We start from the raw sequence: 21,378 nt of genomic DNA on the forward strand, positions 1-21,378 counted from the left end.
GCAGGCTGTGCAGAGCATGCCCGTGCACGCGTCGTCGGCGGCGGCGTCTCAGCTCGCGCCCGCGTTCCCGCAGCGTGCGCCCTGGGGTACCGCGACGAAGCTGCGTGCGTGGCAGGCCGAGGCGCTCGAACGGTACCGCGCGACGCACCCGCGCGACTTCATGGCTGTCGCGACCCCGGGCGCCGGCAAGACGACGTTCGCGCTGCGGCTCGCGACCGAGCTCCTCGAGGCGGGCGTCGTGCGGCGCGTGACCGTGGTCGCACCGACCGAGCACCTCAAGCACCAGTGGGCCGACGCGGCTGCGCGCGTGGGCATCAAGATCGACCCGTCGTTCCGCAACAACCAGGGGCGGCACGGCGCCTTCTACGACGGCGTCGCGATCACGTACGCGCAGATCGCTGCCAACCCCGCGCTCCACCGCGCCCGCACGGAGGCCGACCGCACGCTCGTCATCCTCGACGAGGTGCACCACGGGGGCGACGCGCTGAGCTGGGGTGACGCGGTCCGCGAGGCGTTCGAGAGCGCCACCCGCAGGCTCATGCTGACGGGAACGCCGTTCCGCTCGGACACCGCCAAGATCCCGTTCGTGCGCTACGAGCGCGGCAACGACGGCATCCGGCGCTCGTCGGCCGACTACACGTACGGCTACGGTCAGGCGCTGCGCGACCACGTCGTGCGGCCCGTGATCTTCATGTCGTACTCCGGGAACGTCCGCTGGCGCACGAAGGCGGGCGACGAGATCAGCGCACGCCTCGGCGAGCCGCTCACGAAGGACATGACCGGGCAGGCGTGGCGCACCGCGCTCGACCCGAACGGTGAGTGGATCCCGTCGGTCATCGCCGCTGCGGACAAGCGCCTCACCGAGGTGCGGCGCTCGGTCCCCGACGCGGGCGCGATGATCATCGCGACCGACCAGACGGACGCGCGCGCCTACGCGGGCCACATCGCCCGGCTGACGGGCGAGTCGCCGACGGTCGTCCTCTCCGACGATGCAGGTGCAGGGCAGCGCATCGAGGAGTTCTCGTCGTCGGACTCGCGCTGGCTCGTCGCCGTGCGCATGGTCTCCGAGGGTGTCGACGTCCCGCGTCTCGCGGTCGGCGTGTACGCGACGTCGGCGTCGACGCCGCTGTTCTTCGCGCAGGCCGTCGGTCGCTTCGTGCGCGCACGGCGTCGCGGCGAGACCGCGTCGGTCTTCCTCCCGAGCGTCCCGCAGCTCCTCGAGCTCGCGCACGCGATGGAGGTCGAGCGTGACCACGCGCTCGACCGGCCGGAGAAGCCCGGGGAGACCGACGGGCAGCTCGAGGACTCGCTCATCGCTGCGGCCAACCGTGAGGACAAGGCCGCCGGCGACCTGCTCGGTTCGTTCGAGGCGCTCGAGGCGCAGGCGTCGTTCGACAAGGTCCTGTTCGACGGCGGCGAGTTCGGCCTGGGTGCCGACGTCGGCTCGGACGAGGAGCTCGACTTCCTCGGCCTGCCCGGGCTTCTCGACGCGGACCAGGTGACGACGCTGCTGCGGCAGCGTCAGGCCGGGCAGATGAGCCGTGGCAGCGCGGACGCGGTCCGCGAGGAGATGGACCACCGCAAGGCAGCCGAGCTGCGACGCGAGCTCAACCAGCTCGTCGCGGGCTGGGCCCGCCGGTCGGGCCAGCCGCACGGAACCGTGCACGTCGAGCTGCGTCGGCAGTGCGGGGGGCCCGAGGTGCCGCTCGCGACCGTCGAGCAGCTCGAGGCGCGCGTCGCTCTCGTGCGGCGCTGGTTCGTCGGCAAGCGCTGACGACCGCCCAGGTCAGCCGAGGTCGACGACCTTCGCCGAGAGCGCCGGGTCACCGACCGAGAGTCGCAACGCGTCGAGCGGGAGCTCGGCGCGCACGCGCGCGTGGTGCTCTGCGGCCCGGCGTACGCCCTGCGCCCCGGTCAGGTCAGTGTTGATCTCGCCGTCGACCACGAGGTCGACGTGGAGCGGTCGCGTCCGCCCGGTCGGGGTCCACGCGGCGACCGCCTCGGGCGTCCCGACCGCGACGATCTCGCCTGTCGCGCGCCCGCGTCCGTCGAGCGTCCGGGCGGCGTTCTTCGCCCCGCCGACGCTCGCCTTGGACGCAGACGCCTTCGCGACCCGCTCGAGCCGACCTGCCGCGTCCTCGCGGGCGACGACCTTGTAGACCATCGAGCAGGTGGGGTGGCCGGAGCCGGTGACGAGCTGCGTGCCCACCCCGTACGAGTCGACCGGCGCGGACGCGAGGGCCGCGATCGCATGCTCGTCGAGGTCGCTCGTGACGGTGATCCGCGTGCCGGTCGCACCGAGGGCGTCGAGCTGCTGGCGCACCTCGACGGCCTGCGCGCCCAGGTCGCCCGAGTCGAGCCGTACCGCGCCGAGCCCCGTCCCCGCGACCTTGATCGCGCGCTCGACGCCCTGCGTGACGTCGTACGTGTCGACGAGCAGCGTCGTGCCTGTGCCGAGCGAGGCGACCTGGGCGGCGAAGGCCTGCTCCTCGTCGTCGTGCAGGAGCGTGAACGCGTGCGCGGCCGTGCCGATCGCGGCGAGCCCGTACCGGCGTGCCGCCTCGAGGTGCGACGTCCCGACGAAGCCCGCGACGACGGCGGCGCGCGCCGCCCCGACCGCGGCCTCCTCGTGGGTGCGGCGGGCGCCCATCTCGAGGCAGGGCCGGTCGCCGGCGGCGGCGGTCATGCGCGAGGCGGCGGCAGCGACGGCCGAGTCGTGGTTGAGGATCGACAGCGCGAGCGTCTCGAGCACGACGCCCTCGGCGAACGGCGCGTCGACGACCATGAGCGGCGACCCGGGGAAGTAGATCTCGCCCTCCGCGTAGCCGCGGATGGTCCCCGAGAAGCGGAAGTCCGCGAGGTACTGCGCCGTCGGCTCGTCGACGACGCCGTCGGCGAGCAGCCACTCGATCTCGGTGGTGCCGAAACGGAAGCGCTCGAGCGCCTCGAGGAACCGGCCGGTACCCGCGACGACCCCGTAGCGACGGCCTGCGGGCAGCCGCCGGGTGAAGACCTCGAACACGCACCTGCGGTGGGCGGTTCCTGCTGCGAGCGCCGCCTGGAGCATCGTGAGCTCGTACTTGTCCGTGAGCAGCGCGGAGCTGTGCGTGGGGTGACCGGTCATCCTCAGACCGTATTGCACGCTGTCCTAGGCTGGCACCGTGGCAGGACGTGAGGACGGGACACAGCTGGACGCCGAGGAGCGCGGCGCGACGGCGACGCTCGCGCGCCCCGACGACCCGTGGGTCACGATCGTGTGGAACGACCCGGTCAACCTCATGAGCTACGTCGCGTACGTCTTCGAGTCGTACTTCGGCTACACGCAGGCCAAGGCCGAGCAGCTCATGCTCGAGGTGCACCACGAGGGGCGCTCGGCCGTCTCGACGGGCAGCCGGGAGCAGATGGAGCGGGACGTGCAGGCGATGCACGAGCGCGGCCTGTGGGCGACGTTCGAGAGGTCGCCGCGCTGATGCAGGTCTTCCGTGTCGACGACGTGCGCCCTGAGCGGTACGTGGCGCGGCTGACCCGTGACGAGCGCTACGTCCTGGCGCAGGTCGCGGAGCAGGTCATCGAGCTGCTCGAGTCTGAGGTCGTGGGGCTCGACGTCGACGAGGGTGACGCCGACGTGGACGTCCCGGAGGGGTGGCCGCTCGCGGGCGTGACGGCCGAGGTGCCGGACGCGCCGTCGGACTCGGCGATCGCGCGTCTGCTGCCGGACGCCGCGCCGACCGAGCCCGAGGTGTCTGCCGAGTTCCGGCGGCTCACCCAGCAGGACGTCGCGCGGCACAAGGTCGCGCGGCTCGTCGACCTCATCGGGCGTCTCGTGCGTGCGGAGGAGTCGACCGGCGCGGCGTCGGCGACGGCGTTCTTCAGCGAGGACGACCTGGGGCTCGGGGCGCGTGACGTCGTCGTCGGCCGGGACGAGGCTGCCGACGTCGCGGGGGCGCTCACGGACCTGCGCCTCGTGCTCGCGGACCGCCTCGAGATCGTGGACGAGGAGTCGGCGGAGCGTCTCGACGACGCGGTGGCGGCGGCGTGGGAGGGGCGGCCCCGTGCGGAGCACGGGCTCGACGAGCGGGTCCGGCTGCTCGGGTCGGTCTATGTGCTCACGGGCTTCCTGCAGGATTCCCTCGTCGAGCTGATGCTCGCAGACCTCAGAAGTCGATGATCCGCAACTTGAAACACTGTGATGGGTGTTACCACCCTGGTGTTATTGGTTCAGCGTGCGGCCAGCGATGACCCCCTGCATGGTTGAGGAGAAAGGCGGCCTGCCCGGGCCGCCCAACGAGAGGAGATTCTCATGCCTAGCTGGCTTCTGATTCTGATCGTCGGTGTCATTCTCATGATCGTCGGTTTCTCCGGGGTGGGCTCGCTCCTCGTCTGGATCGGCGTCGCCGTCCTCGTCGTCAGCCTGATCCTGGGTCTCGTCGGCCGCGGACGCAGCAGGGCTTAAGCGGCAACGCTCCAACCCCTTCGTCGCGGGGCGGTCCTGGCCATCTGGCCGGGGCCGCCCCGCGGCGTTTCCTGCACCGGCGCGATCTGCGACCGGGACGCGCCTCCCAGGTGTGAGGTGCGGCTCAACGTGACGGCAGGCACCGCGTCCGTCAGGACCGTTCGCTAGGCTCGGAGCCGTGAACGACGCGCCCATCGGCATCTTCGACTCCGGCGTGGGAGGTCTGACGGTGGCGCGGTCCATCCTCGACCAGCTCCCGCAGGAGTCGATCCATTACATCGGGGACACTGCGAACAGCCCCTACGGCCCCAAGCCGATCGCTGCGGTGCGCGCGATGGCTCTCGAGATCATGGACCGCCTCGTCGACGAGGGCGTCAAGATGCTCGTCATCGCCTGCAACTCCGCCTCGGCTGCCGTCCTGCGTGACGCGCGCGAGCGCTACACCGTCCGCCACGGGGTCCCCGTCGTCGAGGTGATCCTCCCCGCCGCGCGCCGCGCGATGGCCGCGACCCGCTCCGGCCGTGTCGGCGTGATCGGCACGCGCGCCACGATCGACTCCCGCGCCTACGACGACGCGTTCGCGATCGCACAGGACGTCCGCCTCGTGTCGCAGGCCTGCCCTGACTTCGTGTCGCTCGTCGAGTCGGGGACGACGTCGGGCCCTGAGGCGATCGAGGTCGCGAAGCGCTACCTCGAGCCTGTGCGCGACGCGGGCGTCGACACGCTCGTCCTCGGCTGCACGCACTACCCGCTCCTGACCGGCCCGATCTCCTACGTCATGGGGGAGGGCGTCACGCTCGTCTCGAGCGCTGAGGAGACCGCGAAGGACGTCTACCGCACCCTCGTCGCCCACGACCTCGCGCGCAGCCCCGAAGCCGGCCCGCCCCAGCACCGGTTCGTCGCGACGGGCGACCCGACGTCGTTCCACGCGCTCGCGCGGCGCTTCCTCGGGCCCGAGGTCACCGCGGTCGAGGGCGAGAACCACGATGACCTGGTGAGGCACTCGTGAGGCTCACCGTCGTCGGTTGCTCCGGGTCGATGGCCGGCCCGCAGTCGCCCGCCTCGAGCTACCTCGTCGCGGCCGACGACGCGGACGGCCGCACGTGGACCGTGCTGCTGGACCTCGGCAGCGGCGCCTTCGGTCCGCTGCAGTCGCACGTCGAGCCGAGCTCGCTCGACGCGGTCGCGATCACGCACCTGCACCCTGACCACTACATCGATCTGTGCGGCCTGTACGTGTACCTGCGCTACCACCCGGAGCACGGTCAGGACGCGCGCGGCGAGTGCCGCCGGATGCCGGTCCGCGGCCCGGCTGCGACCGACGAGCGGGTCGGTGTGGCCTTCGGTCTCGGTGCGGCCGAGCGGTTGTGCTGCTTCGACCTCGGCACGTGGGACCAGCCGTGGCAGGTCGGCCCCCTGACGATCGAGCCGTACGCCGTCGACCATCCCGTCGAGGCGTACGCGCTGCGCATCACCGGGCCGAGCGAGTCGGGTGACGGCGACGTCACGATCACGTACTCGGGCGACACGGACGTGTGCGACAACATCATGGACGCCGCCCGCGACGCCGACCTGTTCCTCGTCGAGGCGGCCTTCCAAGAAGACCGCGACGAGGCGCGCGGCATCCACCTGACCGGACGGCGTGCAGGTGAGGTTGCGACGGCGTCCGGTGCCCGCCGCATCGTGCTCACGCACCTGCAGCCCTGGACGGATCCGGCCGTGATCCTCGACGAGGCCCGCTCCACGTACGCTGGCCCGGCCGAGCTCGCCCGTCCGGGCGAGACGTACGCCGTCTGAATCGCCAGACCACCACCCGCGAACCGCTGGAGACGACATGACCGTGCCTGCCCAGACCGCCCCTGCGAGGCTCGTCCTCGCGTCGCACAACGCGCACAAGCTCGGTGAGCTCCGCGCGATCCTCGTGCCCGCGGACGGTTCGGGTGTCTCCGGCCTCGACCCTGCGTCGGTCGTCTCGGCGACGGACTTCGGCGTCACCGAGCCCGTCGAGGACGGCCTCACGTTCGCCGCGAACGCGCTTATCAAGGCGCATGCCCTCGCGAAGGCGACCGGCTTGCCGGCCGTCGCGGACGACTCGGGCCTCGCTGTCGACGTCCTGGGCGGCGCGCCTGGCATCTTCTCCGCGCGCTGGGCCGGGAAGCACGGCGACGACGCTGCGAACCTCGACCTGCTGCTCGCGCAGCTCTCGGACATCGCACCCGAGCACCGGGGCGCGCAGTTCGTGTGCGCGGCCGCGCTCGTGACGCCCGACGGCGTCGAGCACGTCGAGGAGGGGTACCTGCGGGGGACGCTGCTCACCGCGCGGCGCGGCACGGGCGGCTTCGGTTACGACCCGATACTCCTGCCCGCGGGCAGCGAGCGGACCACGGCCGAGCTGACGCCGGACGAGAAGAACGCGATCTCCCACCGAGGCCGCGCGTTCCGCGCGCTCGCCCCGCACATCGCCGCGGCGCTCACGAGCGCCTGAGCGGTCAGCTCTCCGAGAGTCCGGGGAGGAGCGACCGGCTGCCCAGGAGGCGGGCGAGCAGCCGCCAGCCGACGAGGAACAGGCCGAGGAAGCACAGCGCGACGATCACGAACGCGGTCGCCGTCCCGCCGCCCGTCGCAGCACGGAGCAGCATGCCGCCGCCCCAGGTGACGAGCCACAGGCCCGCGCCTGTCGGCCACGCCGCCCGAGGCGCGCGGTGCGCGCGCAGGACGAGCCAGCCGACGAGCAGCGCGGCGAGAAACGGCCATGCCGTCTCCGCGAGCCCGGCCAGCCCGAGCGCCTCGTCGTGGCTCGCCCGACCGATCGCGGCGAACGTGAGCACGGCGAGGGCGTCCGTGACGGCCGCCGTGACGACCACGTTGCGAGGCGTGCGGGCGGGCGGCAGCGGCGTGCCGAGCAGGTCGTGCGGGTTGTCGTGCTCGATGCGGTCGGTCATGAGCCCACGGTAGCGGCCGTAGGCTGGGATGCTGCAGCCGCCCGTAGCGACGACAGGAGACCGATGCCCACCGTGCACCTCGTCGCCGACGACGTCGCTTACGGCTATCCGGGGCGCCAGGTCCTCGAGCACGTCACCGCGCACGTCTCAGCGGGGCAGCGCCTCGCCGTCGTGGGCGAGAACGGCAGCGGCAAGACGACGCTGCTGCGCGTCCTCGCTGGTGAGCTCGCGCCGTCGGTGGGCGAGGTGCGCTGCGAGGGCAGCATCGCCGTCGTGCCGCAGGAGATGGTGCACGAGCCCGGGCGCACGGTCGGCGACGAGATCGACGAGGCGCTCGTGCACGTCCACGAGCTCGCGGCGGAGCTCGACGCCGCGACGCGAGACTTCGACCACGAGCGCGGCGACCTCGCTGCCCTGACCGAGCTGCTCGCGCGCGCCGAGCACGTCGCCGCGTGGGACGCCGGGCGCCGGGTCGAGGAGGCGCTCTCCCGGTTGGGGGCGTGCACGGACCGCACGCGTGAGCTCGCGCACCTGTCGGTCGGGGAGCGGCACCGGGTGCGTCTCGCGTGCCGGCTCGCGCAGCGCGCAGACGTCCTCCTGCTCGACGAGCCGACCAACCATCTCGACGACTCGGGCATCGAGTACCTGACGGCGCAGCTCCTCGAGTCGCGGGCGGCGGTCGTGATCGTGACGCACGACCGGATGCTGCTCGACGACGTCGCGACCGGGATCCTCGACCTCGACCCGGCGATGGACGGCCGACCGGTCCTCTACGGGCAGCCGGGCTACCTGTCGTTCCGGTTCGCGAAGAACCAGGCGCTGCACCGCTGGCGGCAGCGCTTCCGCGCGGAGACGAAGCGGCGCGAGGTGCTCGCGCAGCGCCTCGACGCGTCGTACGAGGGGTTGTCGGACGAGTGGCGCCCGCCGAAGGGCTCGAACAAGAACCGCCGCGGCACGCGCGCGCGGATCCACGTGAAGGCGGCTGACCGGCTGGTCGAGCGGCTCGAGGCGCAGGCGGTCGAGGTCCCGGTGCCGCCCGCGGAGCTGCGCTTCCCGGACCTCCCGGCGATGGCCGAGGACTGGTCGCGTGCCGCAGCGCTCGAGGTGCTCGCGGTGCGCAGCCCGCGTGTGCCGGGGCGGCTGGACCTGCCGGGGACGCGGATCGCGGTGCCGCCGTCGGGCAGGCTGCTCATCACGGGCGGCAACGGGACGGGCAAGTCGTCGTTGCTCGCAGTCCTTGCGGGGACCCTGGCGAGCGACCGCGGCGACCGGGTCGTGCGGCCCGGGGCGCGGCTGGGCGTCGTCGGGCAGGAGGGGATGGGCGTGCAGGCGGGCGTCGACCTGTCGGGCCTCGCGGCGTCGGTGGCCGACGGCGCGACGGGCTTCGACCTGTGCGCGCGCCTCGCGCTACGGCTGCTCGAGGCCGGGGCGCTCGACCCCGAGCTGGTCGTGCCCGTCGCGTTCCTGGGACTGCTGCCCGAGGAGGACCTCGACCGTCCGGTCGTCGACCTGTCGGTGGGGCAGCGGCGTCGCCTCGACCTCGCGTGCGCGCTGCTCGCGGCGCCGCACGTGCTGCTGCTCGACGAGCCGACCAACCACCTGTCGATCGACCTCGTCGACGAGCTCACGCTCGCGCTGCGCCGCACGCCTGCGGCCGTCGTCGTCGCGACGCACGACCGGCGCATGCGCGAGGACCTCGCGGACTGGCCGACACTCCACCTGGGCTGAATGGCCATCACGACCCGGCCGAGCCGCGGTCTGCAGAGCAACGAGCCATCGCGAGCTTGTCTTGCCCGCGAGCACCGCCGCTGCTAGCGTCCGACCGGGCAGGGCGCCGCGGAAGTCCAGCATTGCAGACCCGTCTGGCCTCAGCGTGCTTGACGCGGCTCAAGCCTGGAACGTGTATCGGATCAAGCACGCGGGCCCGCACCCCTGGAACTATCACAACCGGGTCGTTCGAAACATGCGGGCTGCGCGGCTGATTGCGATGCAGGAGTCGCTTCCCGAACTTCAATCTGCCCGGTTCGTCCGGGAGTTCCAGCGGCTAGTTGTCGATGTCGTGCAGAGTGATCCGACCATCGTGCGTGCCGCCTATTGGAAGTGCTGTGAGTGCTATGAATGGAGTCAACTTGACTGCTCAGTGTGAGCCGGCAGGCGGCGCGAGCTTCTGGGAGCTCTCGGGCGATTTTGGGCCTGGTGCGGACCGGGATGGGCACGATGCTGACGACATGCGTGGCCTTAACCGTGAGGGGTGGATCGACCCAGTCCCGGCGCTCTCGTGGAGGTGGGCTGGTCCCGTTTTCGAGCCAATTGACGTTGTTGCTCTCGAACGACTCTTGTTGTTGAGCACACGGGCGAAGGAGATCGTGGAGCGACACGTCACGGACCGTGACGCAGTGCAGTGGTTGCAGTTTCGCATCGGCAGTGTTGACGGAGCGGGCGACCCCTACTGGTTCCCGCATCTCACGGAACACCACGACATCCTGCACCGTGAAGCGACGACATGGGTCGGTCCAGACAACCCCACGTTGAAGGTGTACTCACGTGATGCCCTGGCTGGTCGCAACATCACCTCAGATCCCCGACCAGCGCAGGAGATGACTCGTCTGGATGGCGTCGTCGTCACCGTTCCCAGCTTCGTCCACACCTGGCTCTACATCGTCTCGGAGGCGATCGCTCAGGATCTTCGTGACGCGAAGGTGACGGGCGCGCGCCTGACCCCGGCCCCGCTCGCGTAGTCGTGACGTGTCAGACGGCGCGACCCACGTGCGCCATCGCCTGGCGCAGCAGGAAGCCGGTGCCGCCAGGTTCCAACTATCGTGCGTGCCCGTCTGCAGGGGCGTCGTGAGTGCTATGAATGGAGTCAACTTGACTGCTCAGTGTGAGCCGGTTGGCGGAGCGAGCTTCTGGGAGCTCTCGGGTGATTTTGGGCCTGGAGCGCGCCGGGATGGGCACGATGCTGACGATGTGCGTCGCCTCGCCCGTGAAGGCTGGGTCGACCCGGTCCCGGCGCTCTCGTGGAGGTGGGCGGGCCCCCTTTCCCAGCCGATCGACGTCGTGTTTCTCGATAGCCTCTTGTTGTTGAGCTCGCGGGCGAAGGAGATCGTGGAGGGACACGTCACGGATCGTGACTCGGTGCAGTGGGTGCCAGGTTGCATCGGCAGGGTTGACGGAGGTGCCGACCCGTACTGGTTCCCGCACCTGGTCGAGCATCACGACATCCTGCATCGTGGAGCGACGACATGGGTTGGTCCGGACAACCCCACGTTGAAGGTGTACTCGCGTGACGCTCTGGCTGGTCGCAACATCACCGCAGATCCTTCGCCAGCACAGGAGATGACTCGTCTGGATGGCGTGGTCGTCACTGTTCCCAGCTCCGTCGAGACCTGGCTCTACATCGTCTCGGAGGCGATCGCTCAGGATCTTCGTGACGCGAAGGTGACGGGTGCGCGTCTGACCCCGGCTCCGCTCGCCTAGCCGCGACGTGTCAGACGGCGCGACCCACGTGCGCCATCGCCTGGCGCAGCAGGAAGCCGCTGCCGCCGTGCATCTCGACCTGGACGGCCTCGCTGACTGCTTCCTCGGGGGTGATCCAGGCGAGGTCGATCGCGTCCTGCTGCGGGGTGCAGTCGCCGTGCACGGGGACGACGTAGGCCATGGAGATCGCGTGCTGGCGAGCGTCGTAGTACGGCGTGACACCGGGCGTGGGGAAGTATTCGGCGACTGTGAAGGGCTGCGGCGCGGCGGGGATCTGGGGGAGCGCGACCGGTCCGAGGTCCTTCTCGATGTGCCGCAGCAGCGCGTCGCGCACGCGCTCGTGGAACAGCACGCGTCCGGAGACGAGGGCGCGCGTCATGACGCCCTCCGGCGTCACGCGCAGCAGGAGACCCACGGCGACGACGTCACCGGACTCGTCGACCCGCACCGGGACGGCGTCGACGTAGACGATCGGGACCTGCGCGCGGATGCGGTTGATCTCGGCGCGGCTGAGCCATCCCGACGGGCGCGGGCTCTCGGACGGGAAGTCGGCTGTCTCGGTCACCCGACAGTTCTATCCTCCCGAGACACGGATCGGCGAACGGGGGACCGGGCGCGGCGGGAATATGTGCCGCCTGGGATGGTTGTGTCCACTGGAAGCGTAAGAAGATGCACAAGGAGACGACATGCCCACCACGGCGCTGACCGAGGCCTCGTTCGAGGAGACCATCAAGTCCAACGACATCGTCCTGCTCGACTTCTGGGCGTCCTGGTGCGGCCCGTGCCGCCAGTTCGGCCCGGTGTTCGAGGCGTCGGCGGACGCAAACCCGGACATCGTGCACGGCAAGATCGACACCGAGGCCGAGCAGGGGCTCGCGGCCGCTGCGGGCATCACGTCGATCCCGACGCTCATGGCGTTCCGCGAGGGCGTCCTGGTGTTCAACCAGCCGGGTGCCCTCCAGGCGTCGCAGCTCGCGCAGGTCGTCGACGCCGTGAAGGCGCTCGACATGGACGACGTCCGCAAGCAGATCGCCGAGCAGGACGCTCCTGCCTCCTGACGCGGCGTCCGCGACGACGAAGCCCCGGCCGGGTCACCCGGTCGGGGCTTCGTGCTGTACGCGAGATGGGACTCGAACCCACACGTCCTCAGACACAGGAACCTAAATCCTGCGCGTCTACCAGTTCCGCCACTCGCGCGCGTCGGCCTCGCGGCCAGGGTCCATCGTACGCGGGCGCTCAGGCGATCTTGAGGTCGCGCCGGAGCTTGGCGACGTGGCCCGTGGCCTTGACGTTGTACTGCGCGAGGCGCACGCGACCGTCCGCACCGACGACGACGGTCGAGCGGATGACGCCCGTGACGATCTTCCCGTAGAGGTTCTTCTCGCCCCACGCACCCCACGCCTCGAGGGTCGTGCGCTCGGGGTCGGACAGGAGGGGGAAGGTGAGGGCCTCGTCGGCGACGAACGCGCCGAGCTTCTCGACCGGGTCCGGCGAGACGCCGACGACCTCGTAGCCGGCGGACGTGAGGCTCGCGAGGGAGTCGCGGAAGTCGCACGCCTGCTGCGTGCAGGCCGGGGTGGCGGCGGCCGGGTAGAAGTACACGACGACGTCGCGCCCGCGGAGGTCGGAGAGGCTGAAGGTCGAGCCGTCCGCTGCCGGGAGCGTGAGCTCGGGGGCGATGTCTCCTGGGGCGAGGCGGGGCATGCGAGTCTCCTGCGAGGGGTCGGACGGGATCGACCTCAGCCTATGTCGCTCTGCCTCGGTTCTCGGTGCGCACCGGGTGTGACCTGCGCCTTGGCACCGTTCTCGCGAGGTCTCACCCGGATCTTCACCTTTGTTCCTGTTGTGCTCCCGCGTGACCGGTGATGCCATGGTCTTGTCGATGTCGTCCATCTCCGGGGGGAGATGAGCATGAACGCAGAACCACAGAACGGTGCGCTGGCCCGCACGGCTCCTCAGGAGCAGCATCCGCGCCGTGAGGTCGCGCCCGGGCACGGGTGGATCGAGCACGACGGGATCGAGTTCGACGACCGCGCGGTCGTCGTCCGTGCGGTCGAGGACGAGGAGCCTGAGCGCCTCCTGCCGATCCTTTCGGACGAGGAGCTCCTGAGCCTGATGGACCCGTCCAAGCTCGTCCTGGACCGTATCCCGCTCGCGCTGCTCGCCGACCTCGTGAGCCCCTTCGGGCCGGACTCCGAGCGTCTCCTCGCCGAGGAGTCCTGACGCAGAACCCCGGCTCAGCCGCAGGATCACGCCGATTTCGTCTCGCCGCAGATCCGGTGTAGTGTTTCTTCTCGTTGCCGGGCGATCGGCAGCAAGAACGCGAGCGGCTCGTCCGCAAGCGGGCGCCATTAGCTCAATTGGCAGAGCAGCTGACTCTTAATCAGCGGGTTCGGGGTTCGAGTCCCTGATGGCGCACAGACCGAACGGCACCCCACGGGGTGCCGTTCGTCGTTTCCGGACCGCAGTCCTGGTCGGAGCCCGCTGTCAGCGACGATGCGGGGCCCGAGGTCCCACCCGAGGCGGCCCGCAGGCTGATATCAATTGTCTCAGAAGCTCGTCCTGTGGCGGGGCGTCCCGCCGGGGCGTCCCGTGGGGCCCGAACTGCAGGAGCACCACGTGCACATCGGAGTACCGAGAGAGTCCGACCCGGGGCAGCGGCTCGTCGCAGCCACCCCGCAGACGGTCGAGAAGCTGGTCGCGCTGGGCTACGACGTCATCGTCGAGACGGGTGCGGGCGCTGACGCCTCGATCCCCGACGAGGGCTACGTCGCGGCAGGTGCCACGATCGGCGACGCCGACGCGGTGTGGGGCAGCGACGTCGTCGTCAAGGTCGACGCCCCGACCATCGCCGAGGTCGCGCGCATGCGCGCCGACGCGACGATCGTGGCCCGCATGGCCCCCGACGACGACCCGACGCTCGTCGAGGCGATGCGCGCCGCCGGCGTCACGGCCCTCAACCTCAACTCCGTGCCGCGCATCTCGCGCGCGCAGTCCCTCGACGTCCTGTCGAGCATGTCCAACGTCTCCGGCTACCGCGGCATCATCGAGGCAGCCGAGGCGTATGCCGGCATGTTCGGCGGCCAGGTCACCGCAGCCGGCTCGACGCCGCCCGCACGCGTGTTCGTCATCGGTGCGGGTGTCGCAGGTCTCGCCGCGCTCGGCGCGGCAGGCAGCCTCGGCGCGACCGTCCGCGCGTACGACGTCCGCTCCGACGTCGCCGAGCAGATCGAGTCGATGGGCGCGACCTACGTCAGCGTCGACGCCGCGGCGCAGGAGAGCGCCGACGGCTACGCGAGCGCGCTGAGCGACGAGCAGGAGGCCGCGACGAAGCGCGTGTACGCCGCCGAGAGCGCCGCCGCCGACGTCGTCGTGACCACCGCCCTCATCCGTGGCAAGGCCCCCGTCACGATCACCGCCGAGATGGTCGCCGCGATGCGCCCCGGCTCCGTGATCGTCGACCTCGCCGCCTCGGGCGGCGGCAACTGCGAGCTGACCGTCCCAGGCGAGAAGACGGTCACCGACAACGGCGTGACGATCATCGGCTACACCGACCTGCCGGGCCGCATGCCGAAGCACACGTCGCAGCTCTACGGCACGAACATCGTCAACCTCATGAAGCTGCTCACGCCGGGCAAGGACGGTCAGGTCGTCCTCGACCTCGACGACGTCGTCCAGCGCGGCATCACCGTGACGCGCGAGGGCGAGCTGCTCTGGCCCCCGCCCCCCGTCCAAGTCTCGGTCGCGCCCGCTGCCCCGCCCGCCCCGCCTGCGGCCGTCGAGCCGGCCCCGGCTGCCGCGCCGAAGGCTCGCAAGGGCACCGGCGTCGTCGTCGGCGGAGCGATCACCGCGCTCCTCGTCGTCGCAGCCGTCGCCTTCTCGACCGCGTCGTTCGCCTCCCACCTCACGGTGTTCGCGCTCGCCGTCGTCGTCGGGTTCTACGTCGTCACCGGCGTGACGCACTCGCTGCACACGCCCCTGATGGCCCAGACCAACGCGATCAGCGGCATCATCCTCGTCGGCTCGCTCCTGCAGATCGGGTCGACGGACACCGTCGTGACCGTCCTCGCCGTCGTCGCGGCGACGTTCGCGTCGATCAACATCTTCGGCGGGTTCTCCGTCGCGAGCCGCATGCTCGCCATGTTCCGCAAGGAGGCCTGAGCCATGGACACCCTCACCCAGCTCGTCTACGGCGTCTACCTCGTCGCCGGCATCCTGTTCGTCCTCTCGCTCGCGGGCCTCGCGAAGCAGGAGACCGCCCGCGGCGGCAACCTCGCGGGCAAGGTCGGCATGGGCCTCGCCCTCGCCGCGACCGTCGTCCTCGCGCTCATCGAGTCCGAGCGCAACGTCGGCGTCACCGCCGGCCTCATCGCCCTCGCGCTCGGCATCGGCGCGATCATCGGCACGTGGCAGGCCCGCCGCGTCGAGATGACGCAGATGCCCGAGATGATCGCGCTCCTGCACAGCTTCGTCGGCCTCGCCGCAGTGCTCGTCGGCTTCAACTCGTACCTCACGGACACGCACGGCGGCGCCGTGCACCTCGTCGAGGTGTTCCTCGGCGTGTTCATCGGTGCGATCACGCTCACGGGTTCGCTCGTCGCGTTCGGCAAGCTCTCGGCACGCCTCAAGTCGTCGCCGCTCACGCTCCCGGGCCGCAACATGCTCAACCTCGTCGCGGTCCTCGCGTCCTTCGGACTCATGGCCTGGTTCATCGCGGCGCCGTCGATCTGGCCGCTCGCGATCATGACGGTCATCGCCCTCGCCGTCGGCTGGCACCTCGTCGTCGCGATCGGCGGCGGCGACATGCCCGTCGTCGTGTCGATGCTCAACTCGTACTCCGGCTGGGCCGCGGCCGCCGCGGGCTTCATGCTCTCGAACGACCTGCTCATCATCACGGGCGCGCTCGTCGGGTCCTCCGGTGCGATCCTCTCGTACATCATGTGCAAGGCCATGAACCGGTCGTTCGTCTCGGTCATCCTCGGCGGCTTCGGCGCGACCGAGGGCGGCCCCGCGGCCGCCGCGATCGAGGGCGAGCACCGCGAGACGACCGCCGCAGACGTCGCACAGCTCCTCAAGGAGGCGTCCTCCGTCGTCATCACCCCCGGCTACGGCATGGCGGTCGCCAAGGCGCAGTACCCCGTCGCGGAGCTGACGTCGCGGCTGCGCGCCGCGGGTGTCGACGTCCGGTTCGGCGTCCACCCGGTCGCCGGCCGCCTGCCGGGGCACATGAACGTGCTCCTCGCCGAGGCCAAGGTGCCCTACGACATCGTCGAGGAGCTCGAGGAGGTCAACGAGAAGCTGCCGTCGACCGACGTCGTGCTCGTCATCGGCGCGAACGACACGGTCAACCCTGCCGCCGAGGACGACCCGGGGTCGCCGATCGCCGGCATGCCCGTGCTCCAGGTGTGGAAGGCCAAGGAGGTCGTCGTCTTCAAGCGCTCGATGGCCGTCGGGTACGCGGGCGTGCAGAACCCGCTGTTCTTCAAGGAGAACACCTCCATGCTCTTCGGCGACGCCAAGGAGCGCGTCGAGGACATCGTCAAGGCGCTCTGAGCGCCCCGCGACGGGCGGAGGGCCACCAACGGGTGGTTCTCCGCCCGTTGGCGTGTCGCCTAGGGTGAGGACATCATGAGCGCGACCCCCGCAGACCCCCAGATCTCGTCCGTCCCGGAAGGCCACGAGGCCTCCCACGGGACCTTTCGCACGGAGCCCGTCTCCTTCATCCGGCGCAGCGGCCGGCTCTCGACCGGGCAGGCCAACGCGCTCGAGCGCTCAGGCGAGCGGCTGATCATCGACGTGCCGCGCGCGATCGCGCGCACGTCCGTCGACCCGGACTTCGAGCTCGACGTCGCGGCCGTGTTCGGTCGCACGGCGCCGCTCGTCGTCGAGGTCGGCACGGGCATGGGGGAGTGCGTCGCCGCGGCTGCCGCCGCGCGCCGCGACGTCGACCACCTCGCCCTCGAGGTCTACCTGCCCGGCCTCGCCCAGACGATCCTGCGCGCCGAGCGCGAGGACGTCACCAACCTCCGGCTCGTCCAGGCGAACGCGCCCGAGGTGTTCGCGACGACGCTCCCTGCGGGCAGCGTGGACGAGGTCTGGGTGTTCTTCCCCGACCCGTGGCCGAAGGCGCGCCACCACAAGCGCCGCCTCGTCACGCCGTCGTTCGCGGAGCTCGTGGCGCGCGTGCTCCGCCCGGGGGGCGTGTGGCGCCTCGCGACGGACTGGCGTCCGTACGCGGAGGAGATGATCGAGGTGATCGGCGCGAGCCCCGACTTCGAGCCGCTCGAGCCGGGGACGGACGGCACCGTCGCGCGTTTCGACGGGCGCGTGCTGACCTCGTTCGAGGCGAAGGGCCTGCGCGCGGGCCGCGAGGCCACCGACCTGGCGTTCCGGCGCCGCGACCGACGCTCCTGACCCGGGCCAGGGCTGCCTCGGGCGGATAGGATCGGGTCCGTGAGCACCGCACGCATCGCACTGGCGACCTGCAACTTCCACCCGGACCTGGCCGAGGACGACCAGCTCCTGCTGCGCGCGCTGCGCGAGCGTGGCGCTGACGTCGTCGCCGCAGTCTGGGACGACCCGGAGGTCGACTGGTCCTCGTTCGACCTCGTCGTCGTCCGGTCCACGTGGGACTACTCGTCGCGGCGCGACGAGTTCGTCGCGTGGGCGCGCAGCGTGCCGCGCATCCTCAACCCCGCCGGGCTCGTCGAGTGGAACACCGACAAGGCGTACCTGCGTGAGCTCGAGGAGGCCGGCCTGCCGGTGATCCCGACGATCTGGCTCGACCCGGCACGCAAGCTGTCCTCCCGTGCCGTGCACACCCGTATGCCCGCCTCGGGGGACTTCGTCATCAAGCCCACCGTCTCGCGCGGGTCGCGTGACACGGGCCGCTACGAGGCCGGCGAGGCGCACTCGCGCGGCCTCGCCATCTCGCACGCCGTCTCCCTCATGAAGGAGGGGCGCCACGTGATGATCCAGCGCTACCTCATGGAGGTCGACACGCAGGGTGAGACCGCGCTCGTCTACATCGACGGGGAGTTCTCCCACTCGGTGCGCAAGGGCGCGATGCTCCAGGGTCCGTTCCGCGGCATGGCGGGGCTGTACAAGCAGGAGGAGATGAGCACGCGTCCCACGACGCCGGAGGAGCGTGCTGTCGGCGACCGTGCGATCGCGTACGCGAAGGAGGTCCTCGCGAAGGAGGCTCCCGGCACCGAGCTGCTGTACGCGCGTGTCGACGTCGTGCCTGGCCCGGAGGGCGAGCCGCTCATCATCGAGCTCGAGCTCACCGAGCCGTCGCTGTTCCTCGCGTTCGAGAAGGACGCGGCGGGCCGCCTGGCGGACGCCGTGCTCGCGCGCCTCGCCTGAGGCTGGCTCCGCCTGAGCTCGCCCACCTCACGAGGCCCGTACGCGGCGCCCGGTCCAGTGGGCGAGACGTCCGGGCTTCCGGTTGCGCGGTTGCCCTACGGTCGCCGTGTGATCCTGCTCACGGCACTTGACGGATGGCGCCACCACTGACGGTGGCGTCCCTAGCGCTGACCGTTCTCACGTCCGGTCTCGCAGGCTTCGTGGGACCGGTCGACCCGGTCGAACACGAAGGAGAGTCATGACCCACACCCAGGCGATGCCGCCGGCCGTGGCGATCGAGCCGCTCGGGACGGCGGTGCCGTCCACGGTTCCGACGCACTGGTACAACCTCGCGGCGGACCTTCCCGAGCCGGTCCCGCCACACCTCAACCCCGGCACGGGCGAGCCCCTCACGCCCGCCGACCTCGCACCGCTCTTCCCGATGGCGCTCATCGAGCAGGAGGTCACGACCGAGCGGTACGTCGAGATCCCGCAGGCGGTCCGTGAGATCTACGCCGGGTGGCGGCCGTCGCCTCTCGTGCGGGCGTCTCGCCTCGAGCGCGCGCTCGGCACGAAGGCGCGGATCTACTACAAGTACGAGGGCGTCAGCCCGGTCGGCTCGCACAAGCCGAACACGGCCGTGCCGCAGGCGTACTACAACGCGCTCGAGGGCACGACGCGCCTGACGACCGAGACGGGCGCAGGCCAGTGGGGCGCCTCGCTCTCCTTCGCCGCCGCGCTGCTCGGCCTGACGTGCGAGGTGTGGCAGGTCCGCGCGTCGTACGACGCAAAGCCGTACCGGCGCATGCAGATGGAGACGTACGGCAGCGTGTGCCACTCGTCCCCGTCCGACCTGACCGACGCGGGCCGGGCGATGCGTGAGGCGTACCCGGACACGACCGGCTCGCTCGGCATGGCGATCTCCGAGGCCGTCGAGGCCGCGGTCAAGGACCCGGGGGCGCACTACGCGCTCGGCAGCGTCCTCAACCACGTCATGCTGCACCAGTCCGTGATCGGTCAGGAGGCACTCGTCCAGCTCGCGGAGGCGGGGGAGAAGGGTGCGGACGTCGTCTTCGGGTGCGCGGGAGGCGGCTCCAACCTCGCAGGCCTGACGTTCCCGTTCCTCGGGCAGAACCTGCGCGAGGGCACGACGACGCGGCTCGTCGCGTGCGAGCCGGCGGCCTGCCCGTCCCTCACTCAGGGGGAGTACCGCTACGACGCGGGCGACGTCGCGGGCCTGACGCCGCTCATGAAGATGTACACGCTCGGCAAGGACTTCGTCCCGCCGTCGATCCACGCGGGCGGCCTGCGGTACCACGGGATGAGCCCGATGGTGTCGCACGCGGTGCACCTCGGCCTCATGGACGCGATCGCCGTCGAGCAGGACGACGCGTTCGCGGCGGGTCTGCTGTTCGCGCGCGCGGAGGGCATCATCCCGGCGCCCGAGTCGACGCACGCGGTCGCGGGCGCCGTCGCGCACGCTCGCAGGGCCGCGGACGGTGAGGTCATCGTCATCGGCCTGTCCGGCAACGGCGTGCTGGACCTTCCCGCGTACTCCGCGTACCTCTGACCGGCACCCGGCCCGGCCCCGCGTGCGGGGCCGGGCCGGGCTGTGCCGGCGCCCTGCGGGTCCGCACGCCTGCGCCTACAGTCGAGTCTCGCGACGACGTGCTGGAGGAGCCATGGTTCAGGAGCAGGAGAGCGCGCTGGTGGAGCGTGTCCCGGGCGGGCTGTTCATCGGCGGGCGGTGGCGCGAGGCAGCCGACGGCGGGACGTTCGCCGTGCACGACCCCGCGACGGGAGCAGTCCTCACCCAGGTCGCGAGCGCGACCGTCGACGACGGCCGCGCGGCGCTCGACGCCGCGTGCGACGCCTTCCCCGCGTGGGCGGCGACACCTGCGCGGGAGCGCGCGGAGACGCTGCGCCGCGCGTTCGAGCTCGTCCAGGACCGGAGCGACGACCTTGCGCTGCTCATGACGCTCGAGATGGGCAAGCCGCTCGCCGAGTCGCGCGCCGAGGTCGCGTACGGCGGCGAGTTCCTCCGCTGGTTCAGCGAGGAGGCCGCGCGCGTGCAGGGTCGCTACGGCGCGACGCCCGAAGGGACCGGGCGCATGATCGTCACGAAGCACCCCGTCGGCCCGTGCTACCTCGTCACGCCGTGGAACTTCCCCCTCGCGATGGCGACGCGCAAGATCGCGCCCGCGCTCGCGGCGGGCTGCACCGTCGTGGTGAAGCCGGCGAGAGCGACGCCGCTGACCACTCTGCTCCTGACGACGATCCTCGAGGAGGCAGGAGTTCCCGCAGGCGTCGTCAACGTCCTCACGACGACGCAGACCGGCCCGGTCTCCGATGCGATCCTTGGCGACCCGCGCCTGCGCAAGCTGTCCTTCACGGGCTCGACCGCCGTCGGGCAGTCGCTCTTGCGGCAGGCGGCGGACGGCGTGCTGCGCACGTCGATGGAGCTCGGCGGCAACGCGCCCTTCCTCGTCCTTCACGATGCCGACCTGGACGCCGCGGTCGAGGGCGCGCTCGCGGCCAAGTTCCGCAACACGGGGCAGGCGTGCACGGCCGCGAACCGGTTCCTCGTGCACCGCTCCGTCGCGGACGACTTCGCGCGGCGCGTGACCGAGAAGGTCGAGGCGTTCCGCACGGGCCGCGGCACCGAGGACGGCGTGACGATCGGCCCCCTCATCGACGAGGCTGCGGTCGCGCGGGTGCACGAGCTCGTCCAGGACGCCGTCGCGCGCGGGGCGGTGCTCCGCACCGGCGGAGCACCGCTCGACGGACCGGGCAGCTTCTACCCGGCGACGGTCCTGACCGACGTCGCGCCGGGCTCGGACGTGCTGCGCGAGGAGATCTTCGGTCCGGTCCTCGCGATCTCGACGTTCGACGACGAGGACGAGGCGGTCCGCCGTGCGAACGACACCCCGCACGGGCTCGTGGCCTACGTGTACACGCAGTCCCTCGCGCGCGGGCAGCGGATGATCGAGCGGCTCGAGTCCGGCATGGTCGGGCTCAACGTCGGTGTCGTGTCGAACGCTGCCGCACCGTTCGGCGGGTGGAAGCACTCGGGCCTGGGCCGCGAGGGCGGCGCCGAAGGGATCGTCGAGTACCTGCAGACGAAGTACACCCTGACCGCCGACCCGTCCACGTGAGCGGGCC

22 protein-coding genes and 2 tRNA genes are annotated in these 21,378 nt (G+C 71.3%); 19 read left to right on the top strand and 5 right to left on the bottom strand.

The window, feature by feature from the left end; all coding sequences use genetic code 11:
- Window positions 1–16 precede the first annotated feature (16 nt).
- On the top strand, window positions 17–1,774 hold the full coding sequence (locus AC4F3Q_RS02720) for a DEAD/DEAH box helicase (protein ID WP_491038837.1): 1,758 nt from the start codon (window positions 17–19) through the stop codon (window positions 1,772–1,774).
- Window positions 1,775–1,786: 12 nt separating this feature from the next.
- On the opposite strand, the gene AC4F3Q_RS02725 is transcribed toward AC4F3Q_RS02720, so the two are convergent.
- Complete coding sequence (locus AC4F3Q_RS02725) at window positions 1,787–3,124, bottom strand: nicotinate phosphoribosyltransferase (RefSeq protein ID WP_168446024.1); 1,338 nt, start codon at window positions 3,122–3,124, stop codon at window positions 1,787–1,789.
- 64 nt (window positions 3,125–3,188) lie between these two features.
- On the opposite strand from AC4F3Q_RS02725, the gene clpS reads away from it, so the two are divergent.
- The 6 genes from clpS (at window position 3,189) to rdgB (ending at window position 6,938) form a co-directional block, all read left to right on the top strand.
- Window positions 3,189–3,470: an ATP-dependent Clp protease adapter ClpS gene (clpS, locus tag AC4F3Q_RS02730; RefSeq protein WP_210727129.1), complete on the top strand. Its 282-nt coding sequence runs from the start codon at window positions 3,189–3,191 to the stop codon at window positions 3,468–3,470.
- Window positions 3,440–4,168, top strand: a complete 729-nt coding sequence (locus tag AC4F3Q_RS02735) for a DUF2017 family protein (protein ID WP_168446022.1) — start codon at window positions 3,440–3,442, stop codon at window positions 4,166–4,168. Before clpS ends, AC4F3Q_RS02735 begins: the two co-directional genes overlap by 31 nt.
- A gap of 132 nt (window positions 4,169–4,300) precedes the next feature.
- A complete protein-coding gene (locus tag AC4F3Q_RS02740; RefSeq protein ID WP_168446021.1) occupies window positions 4,301–4,453 on the top strand; it encodes a hypothetical protein in 153 nt (50 codons plus the stop codon).
- Window positions 4,454–4,631: 178 nt separating this feature from the next.
- Entirely contained in the window at window positions 4,632–5,462 is an 831-nt protein-coding gene (murI, locus tag AC4F3Q_RS02745; protein ID WP_491038623.1) for a glutamate racemase, read from the top strand.
- Window positions 5,459–6,250, top strand: a complete 792-nt coding sequence (locus AC4F3Q_RS02750; protein WP_491038624.1) for an MBL fold metallo-hydrolase — start codon at window positions 5,459–5,461, stop codon at window positions 6,248–6,250. Before murI ends, AC4F3Q_RS02750 begins: the two co-directional genes overlap by 4 nt.
- A 37-nt stretch (window positions 6,251–6,287) precedes the next feature.
- Window positions 6,288–6,938: an RdgB/HAM1 family non-canonical purine NTP pyrophosphatase gene (gene rdgB / locus AC4F3Q_RS02755; protein WP_491038625.1), complete on the top strand. Its 651-nt coding sequence runs from the start codon at window positions 6,288–6,290 to the stop codon at window positions 6,936–6,938.
- A 4-nt stretch (window positions 6,939–6,942) separates the two neighbouring features.
- On the opposite strand, the gene AC4F3Q_RS02760 is transcribed toward rdgB, so the two are convergent.
- Window positions 6,943–7,395 carry a DUF3054 domain-containing protein gene (locus tag AC4F3Q_RS02760; protein WP_491038626.1) on the bottom strand — a complete coding sequence of 151 codons (453 nt, stop codon included), beginning with the start codon at window positions 7,393–7,395 and terminating at the stop codon, window positions 6,943–6,945.
- Window positions 7,396–7,458: 63 nt separating this feature from the next.
- Between AC4F3Q_RS02760 and AC4F3Q_RS02765 the strand changes: the two genes are divergently transcribed.
- The 3 genes from AC4F3Q_RS02765 to AC4F3Q_RS02775 all read left to right on the top strand — a co-directional run bounded on the left by AC4F3Q_RS02765 (window position 7,459) and on the right by AC4F3Q_RS02775 (window position 10,872).
- Entirely contained in the window at window positions 7,459–9,123 is a 1,665-nt protein-coding gene (locus AC4F3Q_RS02765; protein ID WP_491038627.1) for an ABC-F family ATP-binding cassette domain-containing protein, read from the top strand.
- A gap of 638 nt (window positions 9,124–9,761) precedes the next feature.
- Complete coding sequence (locus AC4F3Q_RS02770; RefSeq protein ID WP_491038628.1) at window positions 9,762–10,133, top strand: hypothetical protein; 372 nt, start codon at window positions 9,762–9,764, stop codon at window positions 10,131–10,133.
- A 229-nt stretch (window positions 10,134–10,362) separates the two neighbouring features.
- On the top strand, window positions 10,363–10,872 hold the full coding sequence (locus AC4F3Q_RS02775; protein WP_491038629.1) for a hypothetical protein: 510 nt from the start codon (window positions 10,363–10,365) through the stop codon (window positions 10,870–10,872).
- 10 nt (window positions 10,873–10,882) lie between these two features.
- Here AC4F3Q_RS02775 and AC4F3Q_RS02780 read toward each other — a convergent pair whose 3' ends face one another.
- The gene (locus tag AC4F3Q_RS02780; protein ID WP_491038630.1) at window positions 10,883–11,437 is read right to left on the bottom strand and encodes an NUDIX hydrolase family protein; all 555 of its coding nucleotides are present in this window, start codon (window positions 11,435–11,437) and stop codon (window positions 10,883–10,885) included.
- A 121-nt stretch (window positions 11,438–11,558) separates the two neighbouring features.
- Here AC4F3Q_RS02780 and trxA point away from each other — a divergent pair, with 121 nt between their 5' ends.
- Window positions 11,559–11,930 (top strand): thioredoxin, encoded by a 372-nt coding sequence (gene trxA / locus AC4F3Q_RS02785; protein ID WP_168446015.1) that lies wholly within the window; start codon window positions 11,559–11,561, stop codon window positions 11,928–11,930.
- A gap of 57 nt (window positions 11,931–11,987) precedes the next feature.
- Here trxA and AC4F3Q_RS02790 read toward each other — a convergent pair.
- Both AC4F3Q_RS02790 and AC4F3Q_RS02795 read right to left on the bottom strand, forming a co-directional pair.
- Window positions 11,988–12,069 (bottom strand) — tRNA-Leu (locus AC4F3Q_RS02790).
- Between the two features lie 39 nt (window positions 12,070–12,108).
- On the bottom strand, window positions 12,109–12,576 hold the full coding sequence (locus tag AC4F3Q_RS02795) for a peroxiredoxin (protein WP_491038631.1): 468 nt from the start codon (window positions 12,574–12,576) through the stop codon (window positions 12,109–12,111).
- 207 nt (window positions 12,577–12,783) lie between these two features.
- Here AC4F3Q_RS02795 and AC4F3Q_RS02800 point away from each other — a divergent pair, with 207 nt between their 5' ends.
- The 8 genes from AC4F3Q_RS02800 (at window position 12,784) to AC4F3Q_RS02835 (ending at window position 21,371) form a co-directional block, all read left to right on the top strand.
- Complete coding sequence (locus tag AC4F3Q_RS02800; RefSeq protein ID WP_491038632.1) at window positions 12,784–13,095, top strand: hypothetical protein; 312 nt, start codon at window positions 12,784–12,786, stop codon at window positions 13,093–13,095.
- Between the two features lie 122 nt (window positions 13,096–13,217).
- Window positions 13,218–13,290: transfer RNA gene (locus AC4F3Q_RS02805), tRNA-Lys, on the top strand.
- 201 nt (window positions 13,291–13,491) lie between these two features.
- The gene (locus AC4F3Q_RS02810) at window positions 13,492–15,033 is read left to right on the top strand and encodes a Re/Si-specific NAD(P)(+) transhydrogenase subunit alpha (protein WP_491038633.1); all 1,542 of its coding nucleotides are present in this window, start codon (window positions 13,492–13,494) and stop codon (window positions 15,031–15,033) included.
- Between the two features lie 3 nt (window positions 15,034–15,036).
- Window positions 15,037–16,425: a Re/Si-specific NAD(P)(+) transhydrogenase subunit beta gene (gene pntB / locus AC4F3Q_RS02815; RefSeq protein WP_491038634.1), complete on the top strand. Its 1,389-nt coding sequence runs from the start codon at window positions 15,037–15,039 to the stop codon at window positions 16,423–16,425.
- 75 nt (window positions 16,426–16,500) lie between these two features.
- Window positions 16,501–17,286: a tRNA (guanosine(46)-N7)-methyltransferase TrmB gene (gene trmB, locus AC4F3Q_RS02820; protein ID WP_491038635.1), complete on the top strand. Its 786-nt coding sequence runs from the start codon at window positions 16,501–16,503 to the stop codon at window positions 17,284–17,286.
- A 39-nt stretch (window positions 17,287–17,325) separates the two neighbouring features.
- The gene (locus tag AC4F3Q_RS02825) at window positions 17,326–18,237 is read left to right on the top strand and encodes an ATP-grasp domain-containing protein (RefSeq protein ID WP_491038636.1); all 912 of its coding nucleotides are present in this window, start codon (window positions 17,326–17,328) and stop codon (window positions 18,235–18,237) included.
- 238 nt (window positions 18,238–18,475) lie between these two features.
- Window positions 18,476–19,786, top strand: coding sequence for a TrpB-like pyridoxal phosphate-dependent enzyme (locus AC4F3Q_RS02830; RefSeq protein ID WP_491038637.1), 1,311 nt, complete (start codon window positions 18,476–18,478; stop codon window positions 19,784–19,786).
- A 112-nt stretch (window positions 19,787–19,898) separates the two neighbouring features.
- Window positions 19,899–21,371, top strand: coding sequence for an NAD-dependent succinate-semialdehyde dehydrogenase (locus tag AC4F3Q_RS02835; protein ID WP_491038638.1), 1,473 nt, complete (start codon window positions 19,899–19,901; stop codon window positions 21,369–21,371).
- Window positions 21,372–21,378: the final 7 nt, after the last annotated feature.

Source organism: Flavimobilis sp. BM9 (assembly GCF_058313055.1).

Excerpts from the sequence above, each read along its gene's own strand:
- AC4F3Q_RS02795 (WP_491038631.1), bottom strand. The coding sequence starts at position 12,576 with ATGCCCCGCCTCGCCCCAGGAGACATCGCCCCCGAGCTCACGCTCCCG.
- rdgB (WP_491038625.1), top strand. The coding sequence starts at position 6,288 with ATGACCGTGCCTGCCCAGACCGCCCCTGCGAGGCTCGTCCTCGCGTCG.
- trmB (WP_491038635.1), top strand. The coding sequence starts at position 16,501 with ATGAGCGCGACCCCCGCAGACCCCCAGATCTCGTCCGTCCCGGAAGGC.
- trxA (WP_168446015.1), top strand. The coding sequence starts at position 11,559 with ATGCCCACCACGGCGCTGACCGAGGCCTCGTTCGAGGAGACCATCAAG.
- AC4F3Q_RS02760 (WP_491038626.1), bottom strand. The coding sequence starts at position 7,395 with ATGACCGACCGCATCGAGCACGACAACCCGCACGACCTGCTCGGCACG.
- AC4F3Q_RS02740 (WP_168446021.1), top strand. The coding sequence starts at position 4,301 with ATGCCTAGCTGGCTTCTGATTCTGATCGTCGGTGTCATTCTCATGATC.
- pntB (WP_491038634.1), top strand. The coding sequence starts at position 15,037 with ATGGACACCCTCACCCAGCTCGTCTACGGCGTCTACCTCGTCGCCGGC.
- AC4F3Q_RS02830 (WP_491038637.1), top strand. The coding sequence starts at position 18,476 with ATGACCCACACCCAGGCGATGCCGCCGGCCGTGGCGATCGAGCCGCTC.
- AC4F3Q_RS02725 (WP_168446024.1), bottom strand. The coding sequence starts at position 3,124 with ATGACCGGTCACCCCACGCACAGCTCCGCGCTGCTCACGGACAAGTAC.
- AC4F3Q_RS02765 (WP_491038627.1), top strand. The coding sequence starts at position 7,459 with ATGCCCACCGTGCACCTCGTCGCCGACGACGTCGCTTACGGCTATCCG.
- AC4F3Q_RS02720 (WP_491038837.1), top strand. The coding sequence starts at position 17 with ATGCCCGTGCACGCGTCGTCGGCGGCGGCGTCTCAGCTCGCGCCCGCG.
- AC4F3Q_RS02835 (WP_491038638.1), top strand. The coding sequence starts at position 19,899 with ATGGTTCAGGAGCAGGAGAGCGCGCTGGTGGAGCGTGTCCCGGGCGGG.
- AC4F3Q_RS02800 (WP_491038632.1), top strand. The coding sequence starts at position 12,784 with ATGAACGCAGAACCACAGAACGGTGCGCTGGCCCGCACGGCTCCTCAG.